Below are 24,167 nucleotides of genomic sequence, written 5' to 3' on the forward strand. Positions count from 1 at the left end.
CCGAAAGAGGAGGGAAAAACGCGGAGAAGCTATTGTACAATGGCCCGAAACCCAGCGCCTCGTTGACGCCAAGCAAGCAAAAAATATGGCGGCCATTGGAGACAGGTCAAACAACAGGCATTTGGGCAGGGGGCAGCCAGCCGCCGAACGGGCAAAATCTCTCAATTCCACAATAAGTATTAGGGTGACGAATGAACCGTGCCTTTTCCCCACTGTTGTATACCGTTCTTGCTGCCGTGCTGGCAGTGTCCTCGGCGGCCCATGCGGCCGATGACAAGAAAGCCCCGATCAAGGCCGATCCGGCCAAGGGGGAAGCCCTCTACACCAATGGCGACAATGCCCGCAACATCGTGGCCTGCGTGTCCTGCCACGGCGCAGCCGGCAATTCGACCATCACCCAGAATCCCAAGCTGTCCGGCCAGCACGAGGCCTACATCGCCAAGCAGCTGCTCAACTTCCGTACCCCTGACCGCAACAACCCGGTGATGTCGCCGCTGGCCAAGGCGCTCTCGGATGAAGACATTCACAACGTCGCGGCCTACCTGGCCGCGCAGGCTCCCAAGCCGGGCGCCGCCAAGAACAAGGACACCATTGAGCTGGGCAAGCACATCTGGCGCGGCGGCATCGCCTCCAAGAACGTGCCGGCCTGCGCCGGCTGCCATAGCCCCAATGGGGCCGGCATCCCGGCCCAGTATCCGCGCCTGGCCGGCCAGCACCAGGATTACACGGTGGCCCAGCTGACCAACTTCCGTGGCGGAGCGCGCACCAACAGCGCCCAGATGACCGCCATCGCCGACCGCCTGTCGGACAAGGAAATCAAGGCCGTGGCCGACTACATCGCCGGCCTGAAGTAATCAGCCTGCCGCCATACGGCGCGGGCAGGAAAGAGGCGGCCGGCGTGCCGCCTTTTTTCATGCAGCTTGACGCACGTCGTGGTGAATCATCGTCCAACACGGCATGATCCCTCCCCGCCGGACCAGATAATCGCCCCGGCATACCCGGGCTACGCAGGCGCGTATCACGGACTTTCCCCCGGAGCGGTAAAATCCGGGTTCGCATCGCTTTGCCGGCCGGCAAGGAGATCCCCCAGGTAAGCGGAACCGGCAGGCCCGGTCCGGTAAGGCAGGAATATGACGACGGGCAGCAGTACCCAAGGAATCCAGATCAGGACTCGCCAGCGCTGGCTCGGCGAGGCCGTCGAAGTGGTCTCATCGATGCGCTTTGCGATCAGCCTGCTGACGCTGATTGCCATCGCCTCGGTGATCGGCACGGTGATGAAGCAGAACGAACCGATGCCCAACTACGTGAACCAGTTCGGTCCGTTCTGGTTCGAGATCTTCGGCAAGGCCGGTTTGTATGCGGTGTATTCGGCCTGGTGGTTCCTGCTGATCATGGGCTTCCTGGTGCTGTCGACCTCGCTGTGCATCGCCCGCAATGCGCCGAAGATGTTGCGCGATGTGAAGAGCTGGCGCGACAACGTGCGCGAGCAGTCGCTGCGCAATTTCCATCACAAGCATGAATGGACGACTGCCGAAGCCCCGGCCGAGGCTGCGGCGCGGCTGCAGCGCCAGGTCGGCGCGCGCGGCTACAAGACCAGGCTGGCCGACAAGGAAGGCGGCACGCTGCTGGCGGCCAAGCAGGGGGCGGCCAACAAGTGGGGCTACATTTTCGCGCACGCGGCCATCGTCATCATCTGCCTGGGCGGCCTGCTCGATTCGGATCTGCCGATCCGCTTCCAGCAATGGTTCTATGGCAAGTCGGCCTTTGCCGGCAATGGCATCATTTCCGAGATCCCCGAACGCTATCGCCTGGGCCTGAACAACCCGACCTTCCGCGGCAACACGCTCATTCCTGAAGGCTCCAGCAGCAGCACCGCCATCATCCCGCAGAAGGATGGCGTGATGATCCAGGACTTGCCCTTCACCATCCAGTTGAAGCGTTTCATCATCGACTTCTACTCGACCGGCATGCCCAAGCTCTTCGCCAGCGAAGTGGTGGTGCGCGACCATGAAACCGGCAAGGAAACCGCCGCCACCATCAAGGTCAACGAACCGCTGATCTACAAGGGCGTGGCGATCTATCAGTCCAGCTTCGAGGACGGCGGCAGCAAGCTCAAGCTGGTCGCCTATCCGATGCGCGGCGGCAGCAACAGCCACTTCGACCTGGCCGGCGAGGTTAACGGCACCACGCCGCTGTCCTCCAGCAGCGGTGACTACACCATCGAGTGGAGCGGCTTCCGTCCCTTCAACGTCGAGAACATGCAGGCCGCCGCCTCCGGCCAGGCCTCCGGCTCGACCTCGGGCGATGCGCGCGCGGTCAACGTGGGCAAGAATGTCAATCGCGGCTTCATGGACGGCCTGGACAAGCACCTCGGCTCCAGTGCCAAGAATGCCAACAGCAAGGACTTCAAGAATGTCGGCCCGAGCGTGCAGTACAAGCTGCGCGACAAGACCGGGCAGGCGCGCGAATACTTCAACTACATGCAGTCGCTGCCCATCGATGGTGCCGATGTCTTCCTGGCCGGCATGCGCGAGCAGCCAGACCAGCCCTTCCGCTACCTGCGCATTCCCGCCGATGACAACGACAGCGTGGCCGAGTGGATGCGCTTGCGCGCGGCCTTGGCCAATCCGGCTTTGCGCCAGGAAGCCGCACGCCGCTATGCGCGGCAGGCCATCAGCAGCGGGCGCGAAGCCTCGCCCGTGTTGCGGGAGCAACTGGAACAATCGGCCCTGCGCGGGCTGACCATTTTTGCCGGCGACGGCAAGGTCTCCGGCTACATCGCCGTGACGCGCTTCCTGGAGCAACTGCCCGCGGCCGAACAGGAAAAGGCCGCCGACATCTTCATGAAGATCCTCAACGGCAGCATGTGGGAACTGTGGCAAGCTGCGCGCGCCCAAGAGGGTCTCGCTCCGGTGGCCAGCGACGAGAAGCACGGACGCTATCTGCAGCTGGCCATCAATGCCCTGGCCGATGCGGCCTTCTATCCGGCACCGGTGTTCCTGCAGCTCACGAGTTTCCAGGAGATCAAGGCCTCGGTGCTGCAGGTGACGCGTTCACCGGGCAAGAAGGTGGTCTACCTGGGTTGCCTGTTCCTGGTACTGGGCGTGTTCGCGATGCTGTACATTCGTGAACGGCGCCTGTGGATCTGGATCAAGCCCGGTCCCGATGGCCAGGGCAGCCAGGCCCTGCTGGCCATGAGCACGCAGCGCCGCACACTGGACTTCGACAAGGAATTCGAACAGATGAAAGACCGTCTGACCGGCGCGGGCCAGCCCGCCCCCGGTCCCTCGGCCTGAACCCTTCATGCCGCCGGTAATGGCGGCGATCTCCCGGCACATGGGGCAGGCTTGGCTTGCGCATGTGCCGGGACAGCAGCAGTGGAGAACGCAATGCAACTGACCCAAGCAAACCAGGCCTACGAGCAAGAGCAAGGCTTTTTCCGGCGGCTCAGTCTCGTCGACTGGATCTACGCCGCCGCACTGGTGGCCGGATCGCTGTACGCCTTCGGGCGCTTCGGCAGCTATATGGATTACTACGAGAAGGGCGTGCTGCTGCTGGCCGCACCGACTTTCGCCTGGCTGGGCTGGCACTGGAAGCCGGTTCGCCTGCTGATGCTGGTGATCGCCGTGCTCTCGCTGGGGGCCATCGCCATGTATGGCGGCGCGCTGGAACTGGCGGACAAGAAATTCTTCCTCAAGTACATGCTCTCCAGCCAGTCCGCGATCCTGTGGATGAGCGCGCTGTTCTGCCTCTCCACGCTGTTCTACTGGGGCGGCCTGGCAACCACCGCCGGCACCGGCAGCGCGATCGGCTCGCGCCTGTGCTGGGCGGCCGTGGTGCTGGGCTTCACCGGCATGATGGTGCGCTGGTACGAGTCCTACCTGATCGGCCCGGATGTGGGCCACATCCCCATTTCCAATTTATATGAAGTTTTCGTCCTGTTCTGCCTGATTACGGCCCTTTTCTACCTGTACTACGAAGAACGTTACGCCACGCGCCAGCTGGGTGCTTTTGTGCTGACCGTCATCACGGCGGCGGTCGCTTTCCTGATGTGGTATACCGTCTCGCGGGATGCGGCCGAGATCCAGCCGCTGGTGCCGGCGCTGCAGAGCTGGTGGATGAAGATCCACGTGCCGGCCAACTTCATCGGCTACGGCACCTTCGCCCTGGCGGCGATGGTGGCGGTGGCCTACCTGCTGCGCGAGCGCGGCATCCTGGCCGATCGCCTGCCCACGCTGGAAGTGCTGGATGACGTGATGTACAAGGCCATCGCCGTCGGCTTTGCCTTCTTCACCATCGCCACCATCCTGGGGGCGCTGTGGGCCGCTGAAGCCTGGGGCGGCTACTGGTCGTGGGATCCCAAGGAAACCTGGGCCCTGATCGTCTGGCTCAACTATGCCGCCTGGCTGCACATGCGCCTCATGAAGGGCCTGCGTGGCCGCACCGCCGCCTGGTGGGCGCTGGTGGGCCTGCTGGTGACGACGTTTGCCTTCCTGGGAGTGAACATGTTCCTCTCGGGCCTGCATTCCTACGGCGAACTTTGATGGGTTTGGCGGCTCCTTGAAGAGGGCGGCCAACGCCCCCGAACAACAAGGAGCAATGATGAAGCAGCCCCCTGCCGCGCCCGAACTGGTCATCTTCGACTGTGACGGCACCCTGGTCGACAGCGAAGTGGTGGCCGCCCGGGCCTGGTCCGAGTACGTGGCCACTTACGGCGTCACCCTCAGCCCCGACGAGGCGTTGGCGCGTTTTCGCGGCGTGAGCATGAAGTGGTGCATCTCGCACATCGAGCAATTGCATGGCCAGACCCTGCCTGACCACTTCGAGCAAGAGCTGCGCGCCCTCATGGGCGGCATGCTGGAGCAGCACCTGCAACCCATCAACGGTGCCGTCGAGATGGTGGAGCAGCTGCACCTGCCCTTTGCCCTGGCGTCCAACGCCCCGCATCACAAGATCGAGCTGTGCCTGCGCGTGACCGGACTGCTGCCGCATTTTGCCGGCCGCATCTTCAGCGCCTACGACGTGCAACGCTGGAAACCCGATCCCGCCCTGTTTCTGTTCGCCGCAGAACGCCTGGGCGTCCCGCCCCGGCGCTGCGCCGTGGTGGAAGACAGCCTGCCGGGCGTGCAAGCCGGGCTGGCAGCGGGCATGCGTGTGATCGCCTTGCAGGAGCATGGCGTGCATCCGGAGCTGCCCGCGGAAGTGGCGGTCATCACCCATCTGGCGCAATTGCGGGCGCAACTGGGCTGACCGCAGGGACAGTTCCGGCACCGTCCAATTTCGGTAAGATCTGAAAGAAACTTCATCCACGGATCCCATGCTCCGCTCCATCGACCGCGAACGGCAAATCATCTACTGCGACCGCGCCATCGAAGTGCGCCCGCTCGGCCTGCGCGAGGCCCCGGCGCTGTATGACGCGGTGCGCCAGTCGCGCGATGCCATCGGCCAGTGGGAAGCCTGGTGTACGCCCGACTACGGCCTGCTGGACGCCAAGCTGTTCCTGCAGCGCTCCATCGAGCAATGGCATGTACACGCGGCTTACGATTTCAACATCATCGATCGCAGCAACGGCCTGGTGATCGGCTCGGTGGCCATCAATCAGGTCAGCCAGCTGAACCAGATGGCCAACCTGGGCTACTGGGTGCGTGAGGGCTACACCGGCCGCGGCATCGCCGCCCTTGCCGCGCGGGCGGCGGCGGCTTTCGCCTTCTCCAGGACCGGGCTCACCCGCCTGGAAATCGTGGCCCAGGCCGGCAACCTGCGTAGCCAGAGGGTGGCGGAGAAGGCGGGTGCCACGCTGGAATGCCTGGCGCGCAATCGCCTGGTCTTTCATGGTGAGCCGCGCGATGCAAAGGTTTTTTCACTCGTACCGGCGGATCTCGGTCTGCCCGTGCCGGTGCACGGATGAGTTGTCGCAGCGGGTGATAAATATTCTTCTTGGTAATTTTTCGTCGTATTTTTGATGCGTCTCGTGAAGGAAGATACGTTTCGCAACATTTTTTTTCTCTTTTTTTTGTTCAGCAAAAGTGCACAATCCTGCGCATTCTGACAGCGCTGTCAGCCTTGATGGTAGCGGGTTTGCGTCATTTTTTGCGCAGCCGCATGAATTTGCCGGCGAGCAGTAATTTCAATTTGGCTGACAAAATACTGACTTTTCGCGTATTCCAAAATGCCGCTCGGGCGTTACATACCTAAAGCACTGTCAAGAAACGCAGTGCTTGTGTATCTGGAGCAGTCTCCCGGAATCAAGGCAGCAGGCAACATCTTCCGGGGCGCTGCGTGTTCTTCCGAACAACAACTCAGGATGGAAGAACGTTGAGCGTCAGCGACGTAAGAGGAAATACGATGCAAGCCATACAACGCAACAAGACCACGAACAATAACCACGCCGGCCGCGCCGCCCAGCAATACGTCATGGGCGGGGAAGCGCGCAGTACCCGTCTGGCCAAGCGCCTGAAGGGCGCAGAAGCCGTCCCTCAGGACGATGACTGCAGCGCGCGCTACGACAAGATCTCCAAGCAGATGGATGACGCGCTCGAAGGCGGTTCGCCGCAACGCTTCAAGCGTCCCAAGATGGAAAGCGACATCATCGCGCGTTGAAGCAGGGCGGATTCAGGTAACAACCCGCCTGAATCCTCTCCGAATTCTCGGGCGATAAAAAACAGCCGGAGGCATTTCTGCTCCGGCTGTCATTTTCTCCGCTTCACTTTCAGGTGAGGTTTGGTGAATCTCCCGTCCCAGTGTGCGAGCGGGAGAGGCTGTCTTACAGGCTTTCTTCGCGCGGATCCCGCGCCAGCAGCCGGGCCACCATGTCCTGCACCGACACGCCGTCGAACAAGGCTGCCGCCACCGCATCGGTGATTGGCATCTCGGTGCCTTTTTCGCGCGCCAGCGCCCGCACGGTCTGTGCGCAGCGCACGCCTTCGGCCACGTGGCCGAGTTCGGCGACGATATCGTCCAGTTTCTTGTTTTGAGCCAGTCCCAGACCGACGCGCCGGTTGCGCGAGAGGTCGCCGGTGCAGGTCAGGATGAGGTCGCCCACCCCTGAGAGTCCCATGAAGGTTTCTGCACGTCCGCCCAGCGCCACGCCCAAGCGCGTGATTTCAGCCAAGCCGCGGGTGATCAATGCTGCACGGGCGTTCAAGCCCAGTTGCAGGCCATCGGCCACGCCGGTGGCGATGGCCAGGATATTCTTGACCGCGCCGCCGATCTCCACCCCCACCAGATCATCGCTGGAATAGATACGGATGTTGTTGCCATGCACCGCCGCGACCACACGCTCGCACAGCGCCGCATCGGCACCGGCGATGGTCAGCGCGCAGGGCAGGCCGCGCGCCACTTCCTGGGCAAAGGAGGGGCCGGAGAGCACCCCTGCCGCCACGCCTGAACCGAGCACTTCCTGCACCACCTGGTGCGGCAGCAGGCGCGTGCCCTCTTCCAGACCCTTGCACAGCCACACCAGGTTGGGAATGGCATAGGCGCGCAAATGCCCCGCCAGCTCACGCAGGCCGGACACCGATGAGGCGGCAATGAGCAGCGAATCGGATGGGTCGTCGCAGACGTGGCGCACGGCGGCATCGAAGTCCGAACTCACCGCCAGTTCGGGCGGCAGCGCGAATCCGGGGAGGTAGAGGCCGTTTTCGCGTTGCTCGCTGGCGGCCTTCATGGCCTGGGCATTGCGCCCCCACAGCACGACCTGATGCTTGCGCGCCAGGGGAATGGCCAGCGCGGTACCCCATGCGCCAGCGCCCAGAATGGTGATTTTCATCTCAGGCCGCTCTTCGCTCAATCGCCCCAGACATCGCCGGCCTTCACGAAGCCGCTCTGGCCGTCGCGGTGGCGGACCTTGACCCAGCCGTTGTTGGGGCTTTCCAGCATCTCCAGCAGGACCGACTTGTCGGCCGTGAAGACCACCGGGCTGCCTTCATCGGCAGCATTGAAGATGCGCGCATTGGCCACCGACACCACCAGCATGCGCTTGGGCGTCAAGGCCTTGGAGGAGATCCAGGACAGCGTGCCGGCGGCATCCCTGACCTTGCTCCAGTCGCCATAGGTCAGCACCACCTCGACCGGCATGCCGCGCGGCGCGACATAGACGCGGCGGCCCTTTTCGGACGGGGCGTCATACATGATGGCGGGCGAGGCGCCGACCGACTTGAAGTCCAGGGCCAGGGCATCCTTGGCCATGAAGGCGCCGAGCAGGGTTGCGCAAAGAATCAGGGGCAGGCGTTTCATCGTGAAGGTCTCCGCAGAAGGGAAAGCGCCGCAGCACAGGCTGCGGCGGCTCGTTGTCGTGCCGGGCTGCCGCAGAGGATGCGGCCGGCCCGGCAGGCGGACAGGGGGTGAAACCCGATCAGTTGACGGCGGTGGAGCCGTTGTTGACCAGGGTCGCGCCTTGTTGCTCGGCCAGTGCCTGCAGGCGCTGCTGGTAGAACACCTCGAAGTTGATCTCGGCCAGGTGCACCGGCGGGAAACCGGCGCGGGTGATGGCGTCGGCGATGTTGGCGCGCAGGTACGGGTAGATGATGTTGGGGCAGCCGATGCCCAGCAGCGGGTCCAGCTGTTCGGCCGGCACGTTGCGGATCTCGAAGATGCCGGCTTGCTTGCCCTCGACCAGGAAGGCGACTTTGTCCTTGACCTTGGCGGTCACGGTGATGGTCACGGTCGATTCGAACACGCCTTCAGCCAGCGCTTCGGCACCGACGTCCACCGACACTTCGATCGAAGGGGCTTCCTGTTCCAGGAAGATGGCCGGGGAATTCGGCTGTTCCAGCGACAGATCCTTCAGGTAGACGCGCTGGATCTGGAAAACGGGTTGCTGTTGGGCTTCTTGGTTCTGTTCCGACATGGATCTCTTTCAGGTTCGGTGAATCGATAGGGGGGGGAGTGTGCTGCCCTGGCGTCAGGCTTGCAGCAGCGGGTCCAGCTTGCCGGCACGGTCCAGTGCGCTCAGGTCATCGAAGCCACCGACATGGGTGTCGCCGACATAGATCTGGGGCACGGTACGGCGGCCGGTCTTTTGCATCATCAGCTCACGCTGCTGAGGTTCGAGATCCACGCGGATCTTCTCGATCTGCGTGATTCCCTTGCTGGCCAGCAAACGCTCGGCCATCATGCAATACGGGCACACGGCGGTGCAGTACATGGTCACGGGAGCGCTCATTTTGCCTCCTTGGTGGTCAGCGGCAGGCCCTGGCCTTGCCAGGCGGCGATGCCGCCGTTCAAGCCGTAGACTTCGGTGAAGCCGGCCTTCTTCAGCGACGCTTCGGCACGGTTGGCCTGGGTGCCGGTCTGGCACACCACGATGACCGGGCGGCCCTTGAGCTTGTCGAGCTCGCCGATGCGCTGCGGCAACTCTTTCAAGGGAATGTTGCGGGCGTCGCGCAGGTGGCCGGCGGCGAATTGCTCGGCATCACGCACATCCAGCACCAGCACCTTGCCCTGGTTGAGCATCTGCGTGGCCTGCAAGAGGCTCAGCTTGTTGCCGCGCTGCTGCAGGTAGGGAACCAGCAGCGCACCGCCCGAGACCAAGGCCAGGGCGATCAGGAAAATATTGTCGATGATGAATTTCACGGCAGTCCAATGAGTTTACTGAATCCCGGCATTATAAAATAGAAGCATTCGCGGTTTGCATCCGGACCGAACAGTCTAGTTTAAGGCGTGCACCCGGTCTCGCGTAGTCGATCTTTGGGGCAGCCGCAGCGGTTTATCCATCATCAATACAAGTCCTGCTATGTACAAAATCGTATTCATGCGCCACGGCGAATCGACCTGGAACCTGGCCAACCGCTTCACCGGCTGGGTCGACGTCGACCTGACCGAAAAGGGCGTGGCTGAAGCCCGCCAGGCTGGCAAGCTGCTCAAGGAAGCCGGTTTCTCCTTCGACCTGGCCTACACCTCGGTGTTGAAGCGCGCCATCCGCACCCTCTGGACGACGCTGGACGAAATGGACCAGATGTACATCCCGATCAAGAACGACTGGCGCCTCAACGAACGCCACTACGGCGCCCTGCAAGGTCTGAACAAGGCCGAAACCGCCGCCCAGTACGGCGACGAGCAGGTGCTGGTCTGGCGCCGCAGCTACGATACCCCGCCCAACCCGCTGACCCCGGGCGAAGAGCGCGATGCCTTCGGCGACGCCCGCTACGCCGGCCTCTCGCGCGAGCAGGTGCCGCTGACCGAATGCCTGAAGGACACCGTGGCGCGTGTGCTGCCGGCTTGGAATGACTCCATCGCCCCGGCCATCCGCGCTGGCAAGCAGATCATCATTTCGGCCCACGGCAACAGCCTGCGCGCCCTGATCAAGTACCTGGACGGCATCAGCGACAACGACATCGTCGGCCTGAACATCCCCAACGGCCAGCCGCTGGTCTATGAACTGGACGCCGACCTCAAGCCGATCAAGAGCTACTACCTGGGCGACCAGTCCGCCATCGAAGCAGCGCTCAAGGCCGTGGCCAATCAAGGGAAGTCGAAATAAAACTGCGTTGCTCCAGCAAGACGCCCGCCGCACAGGCGGCGTCCCTTTCCGGAAAGTGCATTCCACCGGCGCGCTCCGCCCTCCTGTCGGGCGCGCCGCGGGGAGTCTTTCGCTTGCTGGCGGCGATGGCTTGCAGTCTGCTGCTGTGTGCAGCGGTGCAGGCGCAGCCGATCACCGAGCGGACCCGGCAGAAGCAGGCCGCCGAAAAGGAACAGGCCGACCTGCAACAGCGCCTGACTACGCTCAAGCGCGATATCGACCAGACCGAGACCGCCAAGGACAACGCCGCCGATGCCTTGGCCGCTTCCGAACAGGCGATCTCCAAAGCCAATCGTTCGCTGCGCGATCTGGCGCAGGAGCAGCAGGCCACCGAAGCGCGCCTGGCGCAGCTGGTCAAGCAGTTGAACGAACTGACCGCGCTGGTCAACGCTCAGCAGGCGCAACTGTCCAAGCTGCTGCGCGAGCAATACGTGGCCGGCAACGAGGACCGCATCAAGCTGCTGCTCTCCGGCGACAATCCCAATCGCATCAATCGCGAGCTGCAGTACATGGGCTATGTCTCGCAAGCCCAGGCCAAACTGATTGAAACCCTGCGTGCCAACCAGCAGGCGATCCGCGCCAACAAGGCCGACACCCAGAATGCCAAGTTCGAACTGGATGAAATCGCCCAGGAAGAACAGGAACAGAAGAAGGTACTGGAACGCGAGAAGGGCCGCCGCCAGACCTTGCTTTCGCAGCTTTCCACCAAACTCAATGCCCAGCGCCAGGAAGCCGGCCGCATCGAGCAGGATCAGCAGCGCCTCTCCAGCCTGGTGGACAAGCTCGCCCAGATCATCGAGCAGCAGAAAAAGGCCGAAGCCGAGGCCCGCGAGAAACGTCGCCAGGAACAATTGGCCAAAGCCAAGGCCGAACGCGAGAAGCGTCTGGCTGAACAGCGTGCCCGCGCCGAGAAGCGCGCCGCCGAAGCGGCCAAGGCCGCCAAGGAAGGCAAGCCGGCGCCGAAGATGCCCGATCCGGCCGACGCCATCGATGATGACGAACCGCCGCAACAGGCTTCGTTGGGTCGCAACGACACGCTGCCCGAGCCGCAGGCGGACAATTTCGGCAAGCCCTTTGCCAGCCTGCGCGGACAATTGCATCTGCCGGTCAGGGGCGAGCTGGTATCGAAATTCGGCAGCCGCCGCGGCGACGGACCGACCAGCCGGGGCCTGTTCCTGCGCGCTCAGGAAGGGGCGGAAGTGCGGGCAGTGGCAGCAGGACGCGTGGTCTTCGCGGACTGGTTGCGCGGTTTCGGCAACCTGATCATCGTCGATCACGGCAACCAGTACATGACGATTTACGGCAACAACCAGTCGGTATTGAAACGCGCCGGTGACCTGGTCAAGACCGGGGAAACCATTGCCACTGCAGGCAACAGCGGCGGCAATGAGCAATCGGGTTTATACTTTGAAATGCGGTATCAAGGCCGCGCATTCGACCCACAGGGGTGGGTAACTTCTAGGTGACACATGGGCAGCAAACTCAAGAATATCGGTTTGATCGGGTTGGGCATGGTGGCAGGTGCCACTGCGATGATTCAGTTCGACGCCATCGCGCAAAAGAATGCAACGGCGTCGCTGCCCCTGGAGGAGCTGCGCCAGATGGCCGACGTGTTCGGTCTCATCAAGTCAGATTATGTCGAGCAGGTCGATGACAAGAAGTTGCTGACCGAAGCCATTTCCGGCATGGTCGCTTCGCTCGACCCGCACTCCGCCTATCTGGACAAGAAGGCCTACAAGGAGCTGCGCGAAGGGACCATGGGCAAGTTCGTGGGCCTGGGCATCGAGGTCGGCATGGAAGATGGCTACGTCAAGGTCATCTCCCCCATCGAGGATTCACCGGCCTTCCGCGCCGGGATCAAGGCCGGTGACCTGATCACCCGCCTGGACAGCACCCCGGTCAAGGGCCTGACCCTGGATGAAGCCGTCAAGAAGATGCGCGGCGAACCCAACACCAAGATCACCCTGACCATCGCCCGCAAGGAAGAAGACAAGCCCATCATCCTGACCATCACTCGTCAGGAGATCCGCGTGCAGAGCGTCAAGTCCAAGGTGGTCGAACCCGGCTACGCCTGGCTGCGCGTGACCCAGTTCCAGGAGCCGACGGTGGACGACATGTCCAAGAAGCTGGCCGCCATCTACGCCCAGGAACCCAACCTGAAGGGCATCGTGCTGGACCTGCGCAATGACCCGGGCGGCGTGCTGCCGGGCGCCATCGGCGTGGCGGCGGCTTTCCTGCCCAAGGATTCGGTGGTGGTCTCCACCAATGGCCAGCTGCCGAGCTCCAAGCAGACCTTTTACGCCAAGCGCGAGTATTACGCCGCCAATCCCCTGTCGGATCCGCTGTCGCGCCTGCCGGATGCCATCAAGAAGGTGCCGATGGTGGTCCTGATCAACAGCGGCTCGGCCTCGGCTTCCGAAATCGTGGCCGGTGCCCTGCAGGATTACAAGCGCGCCACCATCATGGGTACGCAGTCCTTCGGCAAGGGCTCGGTGCAATCGGTGATCGCGCTGCCGCCGGAGAAGAACACCGCCGTCAAGCTGACCACCGCCCGTTACTACACGCCCAAGGGCCGTTCCATCCAGGCGCGCGGCATCGTGCCGGACATCATGGTGGACGAGTACCCCGATGGCGACGGCCTGAACGGCCTGCGCCTGCGTGAAGCCGATCTCTCCAAGCACCTGACCAACGACACCGACAAGTCCGCTGAAGTCAAGGCCAAGGCCATGGATGAACAATCGGAAGAGCGCCTGATTGCCGCCGAGAAGAAGCGCAAGCCGCTCGACTTCGGCAGCAAGGACGACTTCCAGCTGACCCAGGCCCTGAACCAGTTGAAGGGCCTGCCGGTGAAGGTTTCCAACGCCAAGCCGGAAGTGCGCAATGAAGAAGGCAAGAACGACACCCCGGTGAAGGACGAGCGCAAGGACAACAAGGCGCCCGCCGAGAAGATCGACACCACCAAGTAATACGCCGCCTGCGGGCAGGCACATCGGGCCGCTAGCACTTGCCAGCGGCCCTTTTTTTCATCTCAACCGTGTCGGATATGACGATGGATGACCAACAGCTGCTGCGCTACTCGCGCCACATCCTGCTCGACGAGATCGACATCGAAGGCCAGACCCGCCTGCTGCAAGGCCATGCGCTGGTCATCGGTGCCGGCGGCCTGGGCTCGCCGGCGGCCATGTACCTGGCGTCGGCCGGGGTGGGCCACATCACCCTGGTGGATCACGACACCGTCGATCTGACCAATCTGCAGCGCCAGATCATGCATACCACCGCGCGCGTGGGCCAGCCCAAGGTGGCGTCCGGGCGCGAAGCCTTGCAGCAGATCAACCCCGGCGTGCAGGTCACGGCGCTGGCCGAGCGGGTGGAAGGCGAGCGTCTGCAGGCGCTGGTAGCGGCGGCCGATGTGGTGCTGGACTGCAGCGACAACTTCGCCACCCGCCATGCGGTCAACCGCGCCTGCGTGGCAGCCGGGGTGCCGCTGGTGTCGGGGGCAGCGATCCGCTTTGATGGCCAGATCAGCGTTTTCGACCCGCGCCAGGAGGCCAGCCCCTGCTATGCCTGCCTGTTCCCGCCCGAGCGCGAGTTCGAGGAAGTGCAATGTTCCACCATGGGCGTGTTTTCGCCCCTGGTCGGCATCATCGGCACCATGCAGGCGGCCGAGGCCATCAAGCTGGTGGCCGGTATCGGCCGCTCGCTGGCGGGACGCCTCCTGATCCTGGATGCGCGCGAGATGGAATGGACCAGCATCGGCATCGGCCGCGACCGCCAGTGCCCGGTGTGTGCCCGGCGGCACGGATAGACGCGGGCGCTGTGGATGGCACGCATCGTCGCTTCCATCGGCCCCCGTTCTTCTGGTATAAACACGGATGGATGTTGCAATGCAAATAGCATGCAGCATGCGCCAGGCTGATGTTCCGAACGACGACAATTCACAAGCGCGATCAGCCCGCCCCGCCTAGCCCGTCACAGGGGAAGTCATGAACCGCTCCATGAACCGGAACGCCGCCCGAGGAGATGGCCAGCGGGCCGCCGCGCCAAAGGCTTGGCATACGGAATCGTTGGTGTACAATCCTTGACCGCGAAAAAGCGTACGCCATCGGCAGCGCGCCCCGGTCCTGACGGCCCGGACCTGCGCACTGATCGCGTCAACGTCAATCGAAGAGGTGCCAACGCGGCAAGGGAAGTGGATTCACAAGCGACCTGTTCCGGCAGCCGTGCATCAGCCGGGAATGGATATAGTTGAAAAACCCGTAGTATTGAAAGTAAGCGAAGTGGCAACCAAGACTCCCAAAACTACCCCTGCAGCGCAGTTGCTGACCGAGGAACAAATCCTCAAGATGGACGAGAAGGACTACATGAACGAAGCGCAGCTTGCTTTCTTCAAGGCCCGTCTCCAGCAGCTGGAAAAGGATCTGCTCAAGAACGCGGATGAAACCACCGAACACCTGCGCGAAACCGTGCTGGTGCCGGACCCGGCTGACCGCGCCACCATCGAGGAAGAACACGCGCTGGAACTGCGCACCCGCGACCGCGAGCGCAAGCTGCTCAAGAAGGTGCAGCAATCCATCGTCTCCATCGACAATGGCGAGTACGGCTGGTGTGAAGAAACGGGCGAACCGATCGGTATCCCGCGCCTGCTGGCGCGTCCGACCGCGACCCTGTCGCTGGAAGCCCAGCAACGCCGCGAACTGAAGCAGAAACTCTACGGCGACTGATACTCGCCTCGCACGATGACGCCTGCGCCATGCGGTGCGCAGGCGCAGTGCCGCTGTCGTTTCCAACCTGGTCCCGCCTCATGCACCGTCTGCGCGCCCTGCGAAGCTCCACCGTCATCGCCCTGCTGGCGATGTCGCTGCTGTTCGCGCAGATGCTGGGTTTCGTGCACGGTATTGCGCACGCCGGCTGGGCACCGGGGACGGTCCATTCGCTGATCAGCGAAGCCCTGTTCGACGAGGGCGAGGAGGCGCACGCCGAACTCGCTGCCGCCGACGGGCATGATGCCCATCACCACCACGCCCATGGCCTGCACCACTCCTGCGTGGCCTATGACGCCGCTGCCTTGTCGGCGGGTGTGCATATCGATTTTCCTCCCCTTCCGTTGCTGCCGCCGGTGCGCGTGCTGGCCTTGTGGCTGGCCTTCGCGTCCTGGGACGCGCCGCTGAACTGCCATTTCTCCTCGCGCGCCCCGCCGCGCTGAATTCCTTCTCCCTGCAAGACCCGCATTACTGGTTACCGGTTGTCGCTCGCGCATCCGTGCGTGGCGCGGCGTCGTCCTGACGCCGCGGCTGCGTGCGATCGCGTGCCGACGGCCGGTGTATCCGCGCCGCCCCATCCACCCTCACGACAAGGCGGGCGGCGCTTCGCGCATAACAAGGAATTCACATGGCTCTTCAACGCCAACGCATCGCCTCGGCCGTCTTCTCGGCCCTGGCGGCCTGGTCCGCTTCGGCTTCGGCCCAGACGGCTGACACCACCGCGACCCCTGCAACCGCTGCCCAACCGGCGCTGCAACCCATCGTCGTCACTGCCACCCCCTTCGCCTCTCAGGAGGATGTACAAGTCCTCACCCCCGCCAAGGTCATTGCGGGTGACGAACTGCGCAACAAGCTCGGCAACTCGCTGGGCGATACGCTTTCGGGTGAACTGGGCGTGTCCGCCAGCGCCTTCGGTGCCGGCGCCTCGCGTCCCATCATCCGCGGCATGGAAGGTCCGCGCGTGATGATCCTGCAGAACGGCATGGGCGTCTCCGACGTCTCCACCGTCTCCAACGACCATGCGGTCGCCACCGAAGCCGCTACCGCCCGCCAGATAGAAATCCTGCGCGGTCCGGCGGCGCTGCTGTATGGCTCGGGCGCCATCGGCGGCCTGGTCAACGTGGTCAATGACCGTATCCCCACCGAGCTGGTCGGCAAGCCCACCGGCACCGTCGAAGGCCGCTACGGTACCGTCGATGGCGAAAAGAACACGTCCTTCTCGCTGGATACCTCGGCCGGCCAGATCGGCCTGCACCTGGACGGCAACTACCGCGACACCGACAATTACAAGATCCCCGGCAACGCCCGCCAGGGGGACAGCAGCAGCGCATCGGGCCGCCTGCCCAATTCCTTCACCCACGAGACCAGCTTGGGTGGCGGCATTTCCTATGTGACCAACTGGGGTTACGTCGGCCTGTCGGTGGCGACCCTGGACGACCACTACGGCATCCCGACCGATGAAAAATCCTTCATCGACCTGCACCAGAATCGCTACGACCTCGATACCGTCGTCAATCATCCCTTCGCCGGCATCGAGAAATTCCGCTTCCGCATGGGGTACACCGACTACACCCACATCGAGAAGGCGCAGGACGGCACGCCCAACACGGTCTTCTCCAACCGCGCCCTGCAGACCCGCTGGGAACTGACGCACGCGCCGCTGGCCGGCTGGCACGGCACCTTCGGCGTGCAGACCGAGCAGAGCAACTACTCGGCCCTCACGCCCGATACCGGGGTCTCCGAGCTGACTCCGCCCACGCGTTCGACCTCCTTTGCCGGCTTCCTGGTGGAAGAGCGGCAGTTCGGCCAGGTGCTGGCCAGCGCCGGCCTGCGCGCCGAGAGCGTGAGCCGCCGACCGGACAGCGGCAGCGGCCTGCCGGGACGCGATTTCGGCCTGATCTCCTGGTCCACCGGCGGTCTGTGGACCTTCCAGCCCGGTTATGGCCTGGGCCTGACCTATTCCTTCGCTCAGCGCGCACCGACGGTGGAAGAGCTGTACTCCAACGGCCCGCATGAATCGACCTCCACCTACGACATCGGCGACAACCAGCTGAAGAAGGAAACTTCACACAACATCGAGTTGAGCCTGCAGAAGACCGAAGGACTGGTGCGCTGGAAGGGCAATGTGTTCCGCAACAAGGTCAACAACTACATCTACGGCCGTACCAACGGCCAGGTGGACGATACTGGCGCGGCCGATCCCAATGGCGAATTCACCCAGCGCTTCTGGTCGCAGGGCGATGCCACCATCCGCGGCGTGGAAGCCGAGGTCACCTACAACTGGAACGGCGAAGGCGTCTCCGGCCGGGTCTTTGCCGATACCTCGCGCGGCACGCTCGACAATCTCGGCAACCTGCCGCTGCAACCGTCCACCCGCTATGGCATCGAGCTGGGTTACAAGACCGGCCCCTGGGCCAGCGGCGTGAAGGTGTTGCGCGCGCAGAAGCAGGATCGCCTGGCTTCCTTCGAAACCTACGAAACCCCGTCCTACACCCAGCTGGACGCCAACCTGTCCTATACCCAGCGCCTCAACGGCGTGAAGCTGACCTGGTTCGCACTGGCCCGCAACCTGCTGAACCAGGACATCCGTTTTTCCACCTCGGTGCTGCGCGAAACGGTACCGCTGGGTGGCCGCAACTTCATCGTGGGGGTACGCACCGCCTTTTGACCGATATGAATGAAACGCCAGCTGCCCCGGGCAGCGGCGTCACCGGGTGCCGGCGGGAGACTGCGCCTCCCGCCAGCGCAGCTTGCCCGGCCGTCTCCGCAAGGAGGCTGCCGGGCTTTTTTTCGCCTGTATGGCGCGTATGAAGCAATGAGTCAATTTTCCGGATTTTTTACTGGCCGATTACGGTGCCGGCGGGAAATCCAGAACAGTATCGTTCACACGATTGAACAGATTGGTGAAGGTAATTGCAGTGACGGCCAGCAGCGTATCGACGATCTGGGCATCGCTGTAGACGGCCCGCACGCGTTCGACCACATCGGCGGGAACGGTGCCACGGGTAGCGACCAGGCGGCGCGCGAAGTCGGCCAGCACATCCAGGCGGTCATCGCCCGAGGGGCGGTCATGGCGCACACCGTCGATGGCCTGGGCGGAGAGGCCGGCCTTCTTGCCCATGAGCGAGTGAGCGGCCAGGCAGTAATCGCAACCGGACTGTTCGCTCACGGCCAGCTTGATGGCTTCGATTTCCTTGGCCGACAGGCTGCTCTTGCGCAGGGCGCCATCCAGGTGCAGGGCGGACTCCAGCGCTACCGGGCTCAGGCTGCCGATGCCGGCGTAGGCATTGGGCACCATGCCGACTGCAGATTTGATGGCGGCAAACAGTTGGGCGGCCTGGCCGCTGGCTTCGCTGATGGGGGCAGTGTTCAAACGGGACATGATATTTCTCCTTGATGAAGGTCAGCGCCTTGGCCGGGGCAGGGTTGCCGCTGGTCCGTATTGCGCATGGAGGTACTGTAGGCTTACAGATTGGAATTATGAATGCCTGGAAATGACATAAAATTGCTCAAAAAGCTCAACCAAGGAAAATGATGGATGCCCTCAGCCGCCTCCTTTCCCTGCATCCGGTGCGTGCCGCGCTGGATATCCGCTGCCGTTTCGGCCAGCCGTGGAACCTGCCGCACGTCGCCTTGCCGGCGGGTGTGGCGCCTTATCACTTCATCCTGGAGGGCAGGGCACAACTGCAGTTGGCGGAAGGGGAACCTCTGCTGCTGGAGGCTGGCGATCTGGTGGTGCTCACCCGTGGCGCAGCGCATGATCTCTTCATCGCGCCCGTCGGCGAAGCCATCGCGGCGCGCCCGGGCGTGACTGCAGCGCCGGTGCAACTGAATGTGAATGATGAGGATGCCGGCGGCGCGCAGCCCCTGTCGGATTTCCTCTGCGGGCAGTTCCATTTCGATGCCCCGCACTCCAACGCCCTGGTGCAGGCGCTGCCGGAAGTCTTGCTGGTGCGGGGCCACCAGCTGCCGCAAGGGGATGGCCTGCATACCCTGGCCACCCTGCTGCGCAACGAGTGCGGGGGCGCCGATGGCCGCGGAGAATTGCGCGCCGGCGCGCAGGCGGTGGTGGCCGGGCTGGCGGCGGCGCTGTTCGGACTGGCCCTGCGCGCCTGGCTGGCCCAGGGCGGACCGCAGCCGGGTTTGCTGGCGCTGCTGGCCCATCCCGGCCTGCAACATGCGATGCAGGCCATGCTGGATGCCCCGCAGCAGGACTGGACGCTGCCTCGGCTGGCAGCGCTGTGCCACATGTCGCGCGCGACCTTCGTGCGGCGCTTCCAGGAGGTCGGCGGCACTACGCCAGGCGAACTCCTGCAGCAATTGCGCATGGCGCGTGCCGCGCAGCTATTGAGCTACAGCAAAATGGGCACGGCCCAGATCGGCGAAGCTGTGGGGTATCAGTCCGAAGCAGCGTTCAACCGGGTATTCAAGAAGTTCAGCGGAATGGGGCCCGGGGCGTACCGGCGCAAGGGCAGGCTGGAGCAGGGGCAGGCTGTGGCGGGGAACGATCCTGCGGATGCCGTGGGGATCAGCGGATAGGCAGGCGGATGGTGTTCTTCACTTCTTCCATCACCGCATAGGTATGCGTCTCGCGCACACCCTTCAACTGCAGCAACGACTTGCCCAGGAATTCACGATAGGCGTTCATGTCCTTGACCCGCGACTTGACCAGGTAATCGAAGCCACCGGCCACCATGTGGCATTCCATGATCTCGGGGATGCTCTGCACGCTCTTCTTGAATTCGGCAAAGACATCCGGCGTGGTGCGGTCCAGTACCACTTCGATGAAGACCAGCAGGGAGACATCCAGCAATTCCGGATTCAACTGCGCTGCATAACCCAGGATATAGCCGGCTTCCTGCAGTTTGCGAACCCGCTCCAGGCAAGCGGCCGGCGACAGGTTCACGCGAGCGGCGAGGTCGACGTTGCTGATGCGGCCGTCGTTTTGCAGCTCCGCCAGAATTTTCTTGCTGATCTTGTCGAGTCCGGCCATGGTTTCTGAACTTTATTCAGTTAAAAATATATAGAGAAAATTTTATTCCGATTATAAGGGGAATAAGCGCGCCTAATATCAAGGAAGAGTCAATAGAATCCTCCCTCATAAAAAACATAACGTAATGCGGGCATGAAGCGAAGTTCACCTCGTTTCTGCGCGGATCACAGCAGTATCTCGACAACAGATTTGACGAGTTTTGTTTGCCAGGTCCAGCCTGCGCGCGGCGGTGAAAACCGGCCTGACGCGGTCGGCCCGGCATCAACGGAATGCACCGCTCCTGCCCACGAGGCGGGGGATGGCGCAAATCCTGCTTTTCCGGCGTTTTCAATGCAATCACCCACCGCAGTCTGACTTTCTAGAAGAGAGGAAACACCCCATGTTCAAGCGCGTCTCCGGACTCAACATCATCGCCGCCTCGCTGGCGCTGATCCCTGCTTTCGCCATGGCGCAGGAAACCCAGGTCGTCAAGATCGGTTTCTCCAGCCCGTTGACCGGTCCCCAGGCATCGGCCGGCAAGGACAACCAGGGCGGCCTGATGATGGCCGTCGAGCGTCTGAATGCGCAACCCATCACCGTGGGTGGCAAGAAGATCAAGTTCGAAGTCCTGTCCGAAGATGACCAGGCCGACCCCAAGCAAGGCGTGGCGGTGGCACAGAAGCTGGCTGACCAGGGCGTCAAGGCCATCGTCGGTCCCTACAACTCGGGCGTGACCATTCCTGCTTCGCGCGTCTACAACGATGCCGGCATCGTGGTGGCCACCGTCGCCTCCAACCCCAAGATCACCCAGCAAGGTTTTGCCACCCTGTTCCGCGTGGCTGCCAGCGACAGCCAGCTGGGCGGCAAGATGGCCCTGTATGCAGCCAAGGAACTGAAACTCAAGCGCGTGGCCGTCATCGATGACCGCACCGCCTACGGCCAGGGCCTGGCCGAGGAATTCGCCAAGGTCGCCAAGGCCAACGGCATCGAAGTCATCAGCAAGGACTTCACCAACGACAAGGCTACCGACTTCACCGCCATCCTGACCTCCATCAAGGGCAAGAAGCCCGACGCCGTGTTCCTGGGCGGCTACGCTCCCCAAGGCGGCCCGATCAAGCGCCAGATGAAGCAGCTGGGCATTGACGTACCCCTGATGGGCGGCGACGGCATCTGTTCGCCGGAAATGGGTCGCCTGGGTGGCGATGCCATCGGTGAAACCGTCTACTGCACCCAGGGCGGCACCATGCTGGACAAGGCCAAGGATGGCAAGGTCTTCGCTGACGACTACCAGAAGAAGTACAGCCGTCCTGCTGAAACCTATGCAGTTTCCTTCTACGATGGCATGATGCTGATCGCGCAAGCCATGAAGCAGGCCAACTCGGTCGATCCGAAAGCCTTCGGTCCGGCCATGGCCAAGATCAGCTACAAGGGCGTGGCCGGCCAGTACGACTTCGACGCCAACCACGACCTGAAGCAATCGCCCGTGACCGTCTATCGCTTCAAGGATGGTCTGCCGGTTCCCCTGACCAGCTACTGATCGGTCCTTTCCCGGCCTGATCCTGCCGCCCGCAGTCGCGGGTGGCGCGCCAGGCCCTGATCCCAGCTCCACATTGCAGTGTCCCGCTTCCCGCCGGTTCCGACCGGCCGGGAGCGGCTTGCCGTACCCGCTTGCAGGGCCCATGTCCGGTCCGCAGTGTTACCCTCTGCCCAGGCGGACCCGCAGCATACCCGGAAGGAAGACCATGCTCAGCTATACCCGTACCGTCCAGACCATCGATGCCCACACCGGCGGCGAACCGCTGCGCATCGTGGTCTCGGGCCTGCCCAAGATCCCGGCCGGCACCATCCTGGAACAGCGCGCCTGGCTGCGCGAACATCGCGACGACCTGCGCCGCTTCCTCATGAACGAGCCGCGCGGCCATGCCGACATGTATGGTGCCTACCTGCTGCCCCCGGTCACGGCCGGTGCCGACTTCGGCGTCATCTTCATCCACAACGAAGGCTACAGCGACATGTGCGGCCACGGCATCATCGCCCTCGGCAAGGTGTTGGTCGAGATGGGCTACGTTGAACGTACCCAGCCGCGGACGCGCATCTGCTTTGATGCCCCGGCCGGCTTCATCGAAGCCTTCGTCGAGTGGGATGGCGTGCGCGCCGGCAAGGTCAGCTTCAACAACGTGCCCGCCTTCATTTATCGCCGCGACGTCGAAGTCGAGACGTCCGGGTTTGGCAAGATCACCGGTGACATCGTCTTCGGTGGTGCCTTCTACTACTACATCAACGCGGCGCAGGCCGGCCTCACCGTCAAGCCTGAACTGGTGCGCCAGCTGATCCAGCTGGGTGCCGAGACCAAGGCCGCCGTCATGGCCAAGGTCGCCATCGCCCATCCGATGGAGCCGGGCCTCAATACGCTGTACGGCACCATCATCGACAGCGAACCCAATTTCCCCGGCGCGGACCAGTCCAACGTCTGCATCTTCGCCGACCGCGAAGTGGACCGCTCGCCCACCGGCACCGGTACCTCGGGCCGCGCGGCCCAGCTGTTCCTGCGCGGACAATTGGCGCTGAACCAGCACTACGTCAACGGCAGCATCGTCGGCAGCAACTTCGGCGTGCGCGTGACTGCTGCGACCAAGGTGGGTGACTTCGATGGCGCGCTCACCGAAGTGAGCGGCCATGCCCACATCATGAGTACCAACCAGTGGGTGCTGGAAGAGTCCGATCCCTTCCCGACCGGTTTCTTCCTGCGCTGACTTCCCCACAGGATTCCCATGCACATCCTCGATTCCCTCCAGACCGCGCAGGCACTGCCGTATTCCGCGCTGGTCGATGCCCTCGCACGCGCCGCGCAGGAACTGGCCAGCGGTGCGATTCGCGCCCCGGAACGCCAGGTCGTTCCCATTGATGCCAACAGCGTCTTGCTGGGCATGCCGGCCATTGCCGAGGATCTCTCGGTGACCAAGCTCATCACCGTGCATGGCGACAATGCGCGCCATCAGCTGCCGGCGATCCAGGGTGAGGTGATTGCCTTCGAAACCGATACCGGACGACGCCTGGCCTTGATGGATGGCCCGACCGTCACGGCGCGCCGCACCGCAGCCATGAGTCTGCTGGGCATTCGCACGCTGTTGCCGCGCACGCCGCAATCGGCGCTGTTGATCGGTACCGGCGCGCAGGCGGCGGCGCATGCCGATGCGCTGGCGGAAGTGTTTGGTGTCCGTCAGTTCTGGGTGGCCGCGCGTGACCTCGCGCGTACCCAGGCTTTCTGCCAGGCCATCAGCGAACGCCATCCGCAAGTCGTGGCCAGTCCGCTCCCGGCACAGATGTTGCAACAGGATTTGCCGCGCACCGATGTGGTGATTGCCTTGACTACGTCGCGCGTGGCCGTGATTCCCGAACAGATCGCGGCCGATACGCTGGCCATCGGCGTCGGTGCCTTCAAGCCGGACATGGTGGAGTTCCCGGCCAGCCTGCTGCATGCACGCCGTATCGTGGTCGATGACCTCGCTGGCGCGCATCACGAAGCAGGCGACCTGATCCAGGCCAAGGTGGACTGGGCGGGGGTGGTCGGCATCAGCGATGTGCTGGCCGGCAAGACGGCGGTGAACACGCTCGACAGCGCGGGGGCGCTGCCGGTGTTCAAGACCGTGGGCCAGGCCGCGTGGGACCTGGCGGCAGCGCGCGTGATGCGCACCACACTGGGGATCTGAAAATTGCGCGTGCATGCGCGCTTAATTTGATAAATAATTTACGCTTTTTTCGCGAACGCCCGTGCGTTTGCGGTTTCCTTGCAGTTTCCTGACGTTTCACAACAATCATCCTCCTGAAGGAGACACCGTTTCATGGACATTTTCATCCAGCAGATCATCAACGGATTGGTGCTAGGCAGCATGTACGCACTGATCGCCCTGGGCTA

24 protein-coding genes are annotated in these 24,167 nt (G+C 63.2%); 17 read left to right on the forward strand and 7 right to left on the reverse strand.

Annotated elements, in window-relative coordinates; translation table 11 throughout:
* Positions 1-191: 191 nt before the first annotated feature.
* The 6 genes from MKD49_RS24005 to MKD49_RS24030 all read left to right on the forward strand — a co-directional run bounded on the left by MKD49_RS24005 (position 192) and on the right by MKD49_RS24030 (position 6,600).
* Complete coding sequence (locus tag MKD49_RS24005) at positions 192-854, forward strand: cytochrome c (protein WP_039789612.1); 663 nt, start codon at positions 192-194, stop codon at positions 852-854.
* 276 nt (positions 855-1,130) lie between these two features.
* A complete protein-coding gene (locus tag MKD49_RS24010; RefSeq protein ID WP_121037744.1) occupies positions 1,131-3,296 on the forward strand; it encodes a cytochrome c biogenesis protein ResB in 2,166 nt (721 codons plus the stop codon).
* Between the two features lie 93 nt (positions 3,297-3,389).
* On the forward strand, positions 3,390-4,544 hold the full coding sequence (gene ccsB / locus MKD49_RS24015) for a c-type cytochrome biogenesis protein CcsB (RefSeq protein WP_121037747.1): 1,155 nt from the start codon (positions 3,390-3,392) through the stop codon (positions 4,542-4,544).
* A 58-nt stretch (positions 4,545-4,602) separates the two neighbouring features.
* Positions 4,603-5,250: an HAD family phosphatase gene (locus tag MKD49_RS24020; RefSeq protein ID WP_252697544.1), complete on the forward strand. Its 648-nt coding sequence runs from the start codon at positions 4,603-4,605 to the stop codon at positions 5,248-5,250.
* A gap of 67 nt (positions 5,251-5,317) precedes the next feature.
* Positions 5,318-5,908, forward strand: coding sequence for a GNAT family N-acetyltransferase (locus tag MKD49_RS24025; protein WP_121037753.1), 591 nt, complete (start codon positions 5,318-5,320; stop codon positions 5,906-5,908).
* 437 nt (positions 5,909-6,345) lie between these two features.
* Positions 6,346-6,600, forward strand: a complete 255-nt coding sequence (locus MKD49_RS24030) for a hypothetical protein (protein WP_034340521.1) — start codon at positions 6,346-6,348, stop codon at positions 6,598-6,600.
* A 163-nt stretch (positions 6,601-6,763) separates the two neighbouring features.
* Here MKD49_RS24030 and MKD49_RS24035 read toward each other — a convergent pair whose 3' ends face one another.
* The 5 genes from MKD49_RS24035 to MKD49_RS24055 form a co-directional block, all read right to left on the reverse strand.
* Positions 6,764-7,768: an NAD(P)H-dependent glycerol-3-phosphate dehydrogenase gene (locus MKD49_RS24035; RefSeq protein ID WP_252697545.1), complete on the reverse strand. Its 1,005-nt coding sequence runs from the start codon at positions 7,766-7,768 to the stop codon at positions 6,764-6,766.
* A gap of 17 nt (positions 7,769-7,785) precedes the next feature.
* Positions 7,786-8,235: an SH3 domain-containing protein gene (locus MKD49_RS24040; protein WP_039789605.1), complete on the reverse strand. Its 450-nt coding sequence runs from the start codon at positions 8,233-8,235 to the stop codon at positions 7,786-7,788.
* 118 nt (positions 8,236-8,353) lie between these two features.
* Complete coding sequence (gene secB / locus MKD49_RS24045; RefSeq protein ID WP_013232209.1) at positions 8,354-8,848, reverse strand: protein-export chaperone SecB; 495 nt, start codon at positions 8,846-8,848, stop codon at positions 8,354-8,356.
* A 54-nt stretch (positions 8,849-8,902) separates the two neighbouring features.
* Entirely contained in the window at positions 8,903-9,163 is a 261-nt protein-coding gene (gene grxC, locus MKD49_RS24050) for a glutaredoxin 3 (RefSeq protein WP_034340510.1), read from the reverse strand.
* Positions 9,160-9,573, reverse strand: coding sequence for a rhodanese-like domain-containing protein (locus MKD49_RS24055; protein WP_088757369.1), 414 nt, complete (start codon positions 9,571-9,573; stop codon positions 9,160-9,162). Before MKD49_RS24055 ends, grxC begins: the two co-directional genes overlap by 4 nt.
* Positions 9,574-9,733: 160 nt before the next feature.
* Here MKD49_RS24055 and gpmA point away from each other — a divergent pair, with 160 nt between their 5' ends.
* The 7 genes from gpmA (at position 9,734) to MKD49_RS24090 (ending at position 17,947) form a co-directional block, all read left to right on the forward strand.
* Entirely contained in the window at positions 9,734-10,480 is a 747-nt protein-coding gene (gene gpmA, locus MKD49_RS24060) for a 2,3-diphosphoglycerate-dependent phosphoglycerate mutase (protein WP_006464885.1), read from the forward strand.
* Between the two features lie 125 nt (positions 10,481-10,605).
* The gene (locus MKD49_RS24065) at positions 10,606-11,985 is read left to right on the forward strand and encodes a murein hydrolase activator EnvC (RefSeq protein ID WP_252697546.1); all 1,380 of its coding nucleotides are present in this window, start codon (positions 10,606-10,608) and stop codon (positions 11,983-11,985) included.
* A gap of 3 nt (positions 11,986-11,988) precedes the next feature.
* Positions 11,989-13,485: a S41 family peptidase gene (locus tag MKD49_RS24070; RefSeq protein ID WP_039789587.1), complete on the forward strand. Its 1,497-nt coding sequence runs from the start codon at positions 11,989-11,991 to the stop codon at positions 13,483-13,485.
* Between the two features lie 83 nt (positions 13,486-13,568).
* Positions 13,569-14,324, forward strand: coding sequence for a HesA/MoeB/ThiF family protein (locus MKD49_RS24075; RefSeq protein ID WP_209580341.1), 756 nt, complete (start codon positions 13,569-13,571; stop codon positions 14,322-14,324).
* A gap of 430 nt (positions 14,325-14,754) precedes the next feature.
* Positions 14,755-15,240, forward strand: coding sequence for an RNA polymerase-binding protein DksA (gene dksA, locus MKD49_RS24080; protein ID WP_182993485.1), 486 nt, complete (start codon positions 14,755-14,757; stop codon positions 15,238-15,240).
* Positions 15,241-15,320: 80 nt separating this feature from the next.
* Entirely contained in the window at positions 15,321-15,722 is a 402-nt protein-coding gene (locus MKD49_RS24085) for a hypothetical protein (protein WP_134221067.1), read from the forward strand.
* A gap of 185 nt (positions 15,723-15,907) precedes the next feature.
* Positions 15,908-17,947, forward strand: coding sequence for a TonB-dependent receptor (locus tag MKD49_RS24090; RefSeq protein WP_252697547.1), 2,040 nt, complete (start codon positions 15,908-15,910; stop codon positions 17,945-17,947).
* 180 nt (positions 17,948-18,127) lie between these two features.
* Here the strand turns inward: MKD49_RS24090 and MKD49_RS24095 are convergent, their stop codons facing one another.
* Positions 18,128-18,661: a carboxymuconolactone decarboxylase family protein gene (locus MKD49_RS24095; RefSeq protein WP_039789581.1), complete on the reverse strand. Its 534-nt coding sequence runs from the start codon at positions 18,659-18,661 to the stop codon at positions 18,128-18,130.
* A gap of 152 nt (positions 18,662-18,813) precedes the next feature.
* Between MKD49_RS24095 and MKD49_RS24100 the strand changes: the two genes are divergently transcribed.
* Entirely contained in the window at positions 18,814-19,818 is a 1,005-nt protein-coding gene (locus MKD49_RS24100) for an AraC family transcriptional regulator (RefSeq protein WP_252697548.1), read from the forward strand.
* Here MKD49_RS24100 and MKD49_RS24105 read toward each other — a convergent pair.
* Positions 19,808-20,272 carry an Lrp/AsnC ligand binding domain-containing protein gene (locus MKD49_RS24105; protein WP_008334229.1) on the reverse strand — a complete coding sequence of 155 codons (465 nt, stop codon included), beginning with the start codon at positions 20,270-20,272 and terminating at the stop codon, positions 19,808-19,810. The two genes, MKD49_RS24100 and MKD49_RS24105, sit on opposite strands and share 11 nt — an antisense overlap.
* Positions 20,273-20,651: 379 nt before the next feature.
* On the opposite strand from MKD49_RS24105, the gene MKD49_RS24110 reads away from it, so the two are divergent.
* The 3 genes from MKD49_RS24110 (at position 20,652) to MKD49_RS24120 (ending at position 23,961) form a co-directional block, all read left to right on the forward strand.
* Positions 20,652-21,788 carry a branched-chain amino acid ABC transporter substrate-binding protein gene (locus MKD49_RS24110; protein ID WP_252697549.1) on the forward strand — a complete coding sequence of 379 codons (1,137 nt, stop codon included), beginning with the start codon at positions 20,652-20,654 and terminating at the stop codon, positions 21,786-21,788.
* A 205-nt stretch (positions 21,789-21,993) separates the two neighbouring features.
* The gene (gene lhpH / locus MKD49_RS24115; RefSeq protein WP_252697550.1) at positions 21,994-23,004 is read left to right on the forward strand and encodes a trans-3-hydroxy-L-proline dehydratase; all 1,011 of its coding nucleotides are present in this window, start codon (positions 21,994-21,996) and stop codon (positions 23,002-23,004) included.
* An 18-nt stretch (positions 23,005-23,022) separates the two neighbouring features.
* Positions 23,023-23,961 (forward strand): delta(1)-pyrroline-2-carboxylate reductase family protein, encoded by a 939-nt coding sequence (locus MKD49_RS24120; protein ID WP_252697551.1) that lies wholly within the window; start codon positions 23,023-23,025, stop codon positions 23,959-23,961.
* The last annotated feature ends 206 nt before the right edge of the window (positions 23,962-24,167 follow it).

The sequence above is a fragment of the Herbaspirillum sp. WGmk3 genome, from assembly GCF_023952535.1.
Lineage (GTDB): Bacteria > Pseudomonadota > Gammaproteobacteria > Burkholderiales > Burkholderiaceae_D > Herbaspirillum > Herbaspirillum huttiense.

What these genes read in the sequence shown, in the direction of transcription:
- MKD49_RS24005 (WP_039789612.1), top strand. Translation starts at nt 192, where the DNA reads ATGAACCGTGCCTTTTCCCCACTGTTGTATACCGTTCTTGCTGCCGTG.
- MKD49_RS24010 (WP_121037744.1), top strand. Translation starts at nt 1,131, where the DNA reads ATGACGACGGGCAGCAGTACCCAAGGAATCCAGATCAGGACTCGCCAG.
- ccsB (WP_121037747.1), top strand. Translation starts at nt 3,390, where the DNA reads ATGCAACTGACCCAAGCAAACCAGGCCTACGAGCAAGAGCAAGGCTTT.
- MKD49_RS24020 (WP_252697544.1), top strand. Translation starts at nt 4,603, where the DNA reads ATGAAGCAGCCCCCTGCCGCGCCCGAACTGGTCATCTTCGACTGTGAC.
- MKD49_RS24025 (WP_121037753.1), top strand. Translation starts at nt 5,318, where the DNA reads ATGCTCCGCTCCATCGACCGCGAACGGCAAATCATCTACTGCGACCGC.
- MKD49_RS24030 (WP_034340521.1), top strand. Translation starts at nt 6,346, where the DNA reads ATGCAAGCCATACAACGCAACAAGACCACGAACAATAACCACGCCGGC.
- MKD49_RS24035 (WP_252697545.1), bottom strand. Translation starts at nt 7,768, where the DNA reads ATGAAAATCACCATTCTGGGCGCTGGCGCATGGGGTACCGCGCTGGCC.
- MKD49_RS24040 (WP_039789605.1), bottom strand. Translation starts at nt 8,235, where the DNA reads ATGAAACGCCTGCCCCTGATTCTTTGCGCAACCCTGCTCGGCGCCTTC.
- secB (WP_013232209.1), bottom strand. Translation starts at nt 8,848, where the DNA reads ATGTCGGAACAGAACCAAGAAGCCCAACAGCAACCCGTTTTCCAGATC.
- grxC (WP_034340510.1), bottom strand. Translation starts at nt 9,163, where the DNA reads ATGAGCGCTCCCGTGACCATGTACTGCACCGCCGTGTGCCCGTATTGC.
- gpmA (WP_006464885.1), top strand. Translation starts at nt 9,734, where the DNA reads ATGTACAAAATCGTATTCATGCGCCACGGCGAATCGACCTGGAACCTG.
- MKD49_RS24065 (WP_252697546.1), top strand. Translation starts at nt 10,606, where the DNA reads ATGGCTTGCAGTCTGCTGCTGTGTGCAGCGGTGCAGGCGCAGCCGATC.
- MKD49_RS24070 (WP_039789587.1), top strand. Translation starts at nt 11,989, where the DNA reads ATGGGCAGCAAACTCAAGAATATCGGTTTGATCGGGTTGGGCATGGTG.
- MKD49_RS24075 (WP_209580341.1), top strand. Translation starts at nt 13,569, where the DNA reads ATGGATGACCAACAGCTGCTGCGCTACTCGCGCCACATCCTGCTCGAC.
- dksA (WP_182993485.1), top strand. Translation starts at nt 14,755, where the DNA reads ATGGATATAGTTGAAAAACCCGTAGTATTGAAAGTAAGCGAAGTGGCA.
- MKD49_RS24085 (WP_134221067.1), top strand. Translation starts at nt 15,321, where the DNA reads ATGCACCGTCTGCGCGCCCTGCGAAGCTCCACCGTCATCGCCCTGCTG.
- MKD49_RS24090 (WP_252697547.1), top strand. Translation starts at nt 15,908, where the DNA reads ATGGCTCTTCAACGCCAACGCATCGCCTCGGCCGTCTTCTCGGCCCTG.
- MKD49_RS24095 (WP_039789581.1), bottom strand. Translation starts at nt 18,661, where the DNA reads ATGTCCCGTTTGAACACTGCCCCCATCAGCGAAGCCAGCGGCCAGGCC.
- MKD49_RS24100 (WP_252697548.1), top strand. Translation starts at nt 18,814, where the DNA reads ATGGATGCCCTCAGCCGCCTCCTTTCCCTGCATCCGGTGCGTGCCGCG.
- MKD49_RS24105 (WP_008334229.1), bottom strand. Translation starts at nt 20,272, where the DNA reads ATGGCCGGACTCGACAAGATCAGCAAGAAAATTCTGGCGGAGCTGCAA.
- MKD49_RS24110 (WP_252697549.1), top strand. Translation starts at nt 20,652, where the DNA reads ATGTTCAAGCGCGTCTCCGGACTCAACATCATCGCCGCCTCGCTGGCG.
- lhpH (WP_252697550.1), top strand. Translation starts at nt 21,994, where the DNA reads ATGCTCAGCTATACCCGTACCGTCCAGACCATCGATGCCCACACCGGC.
- MKD49_RS24120 (WP_252697551.1), top strand. Translation starts at nt 23,023, where the DNA reads ATGCACATCCTCGATTCCCTCCAGACCGCGCAGGCACTGCCGTATTCC.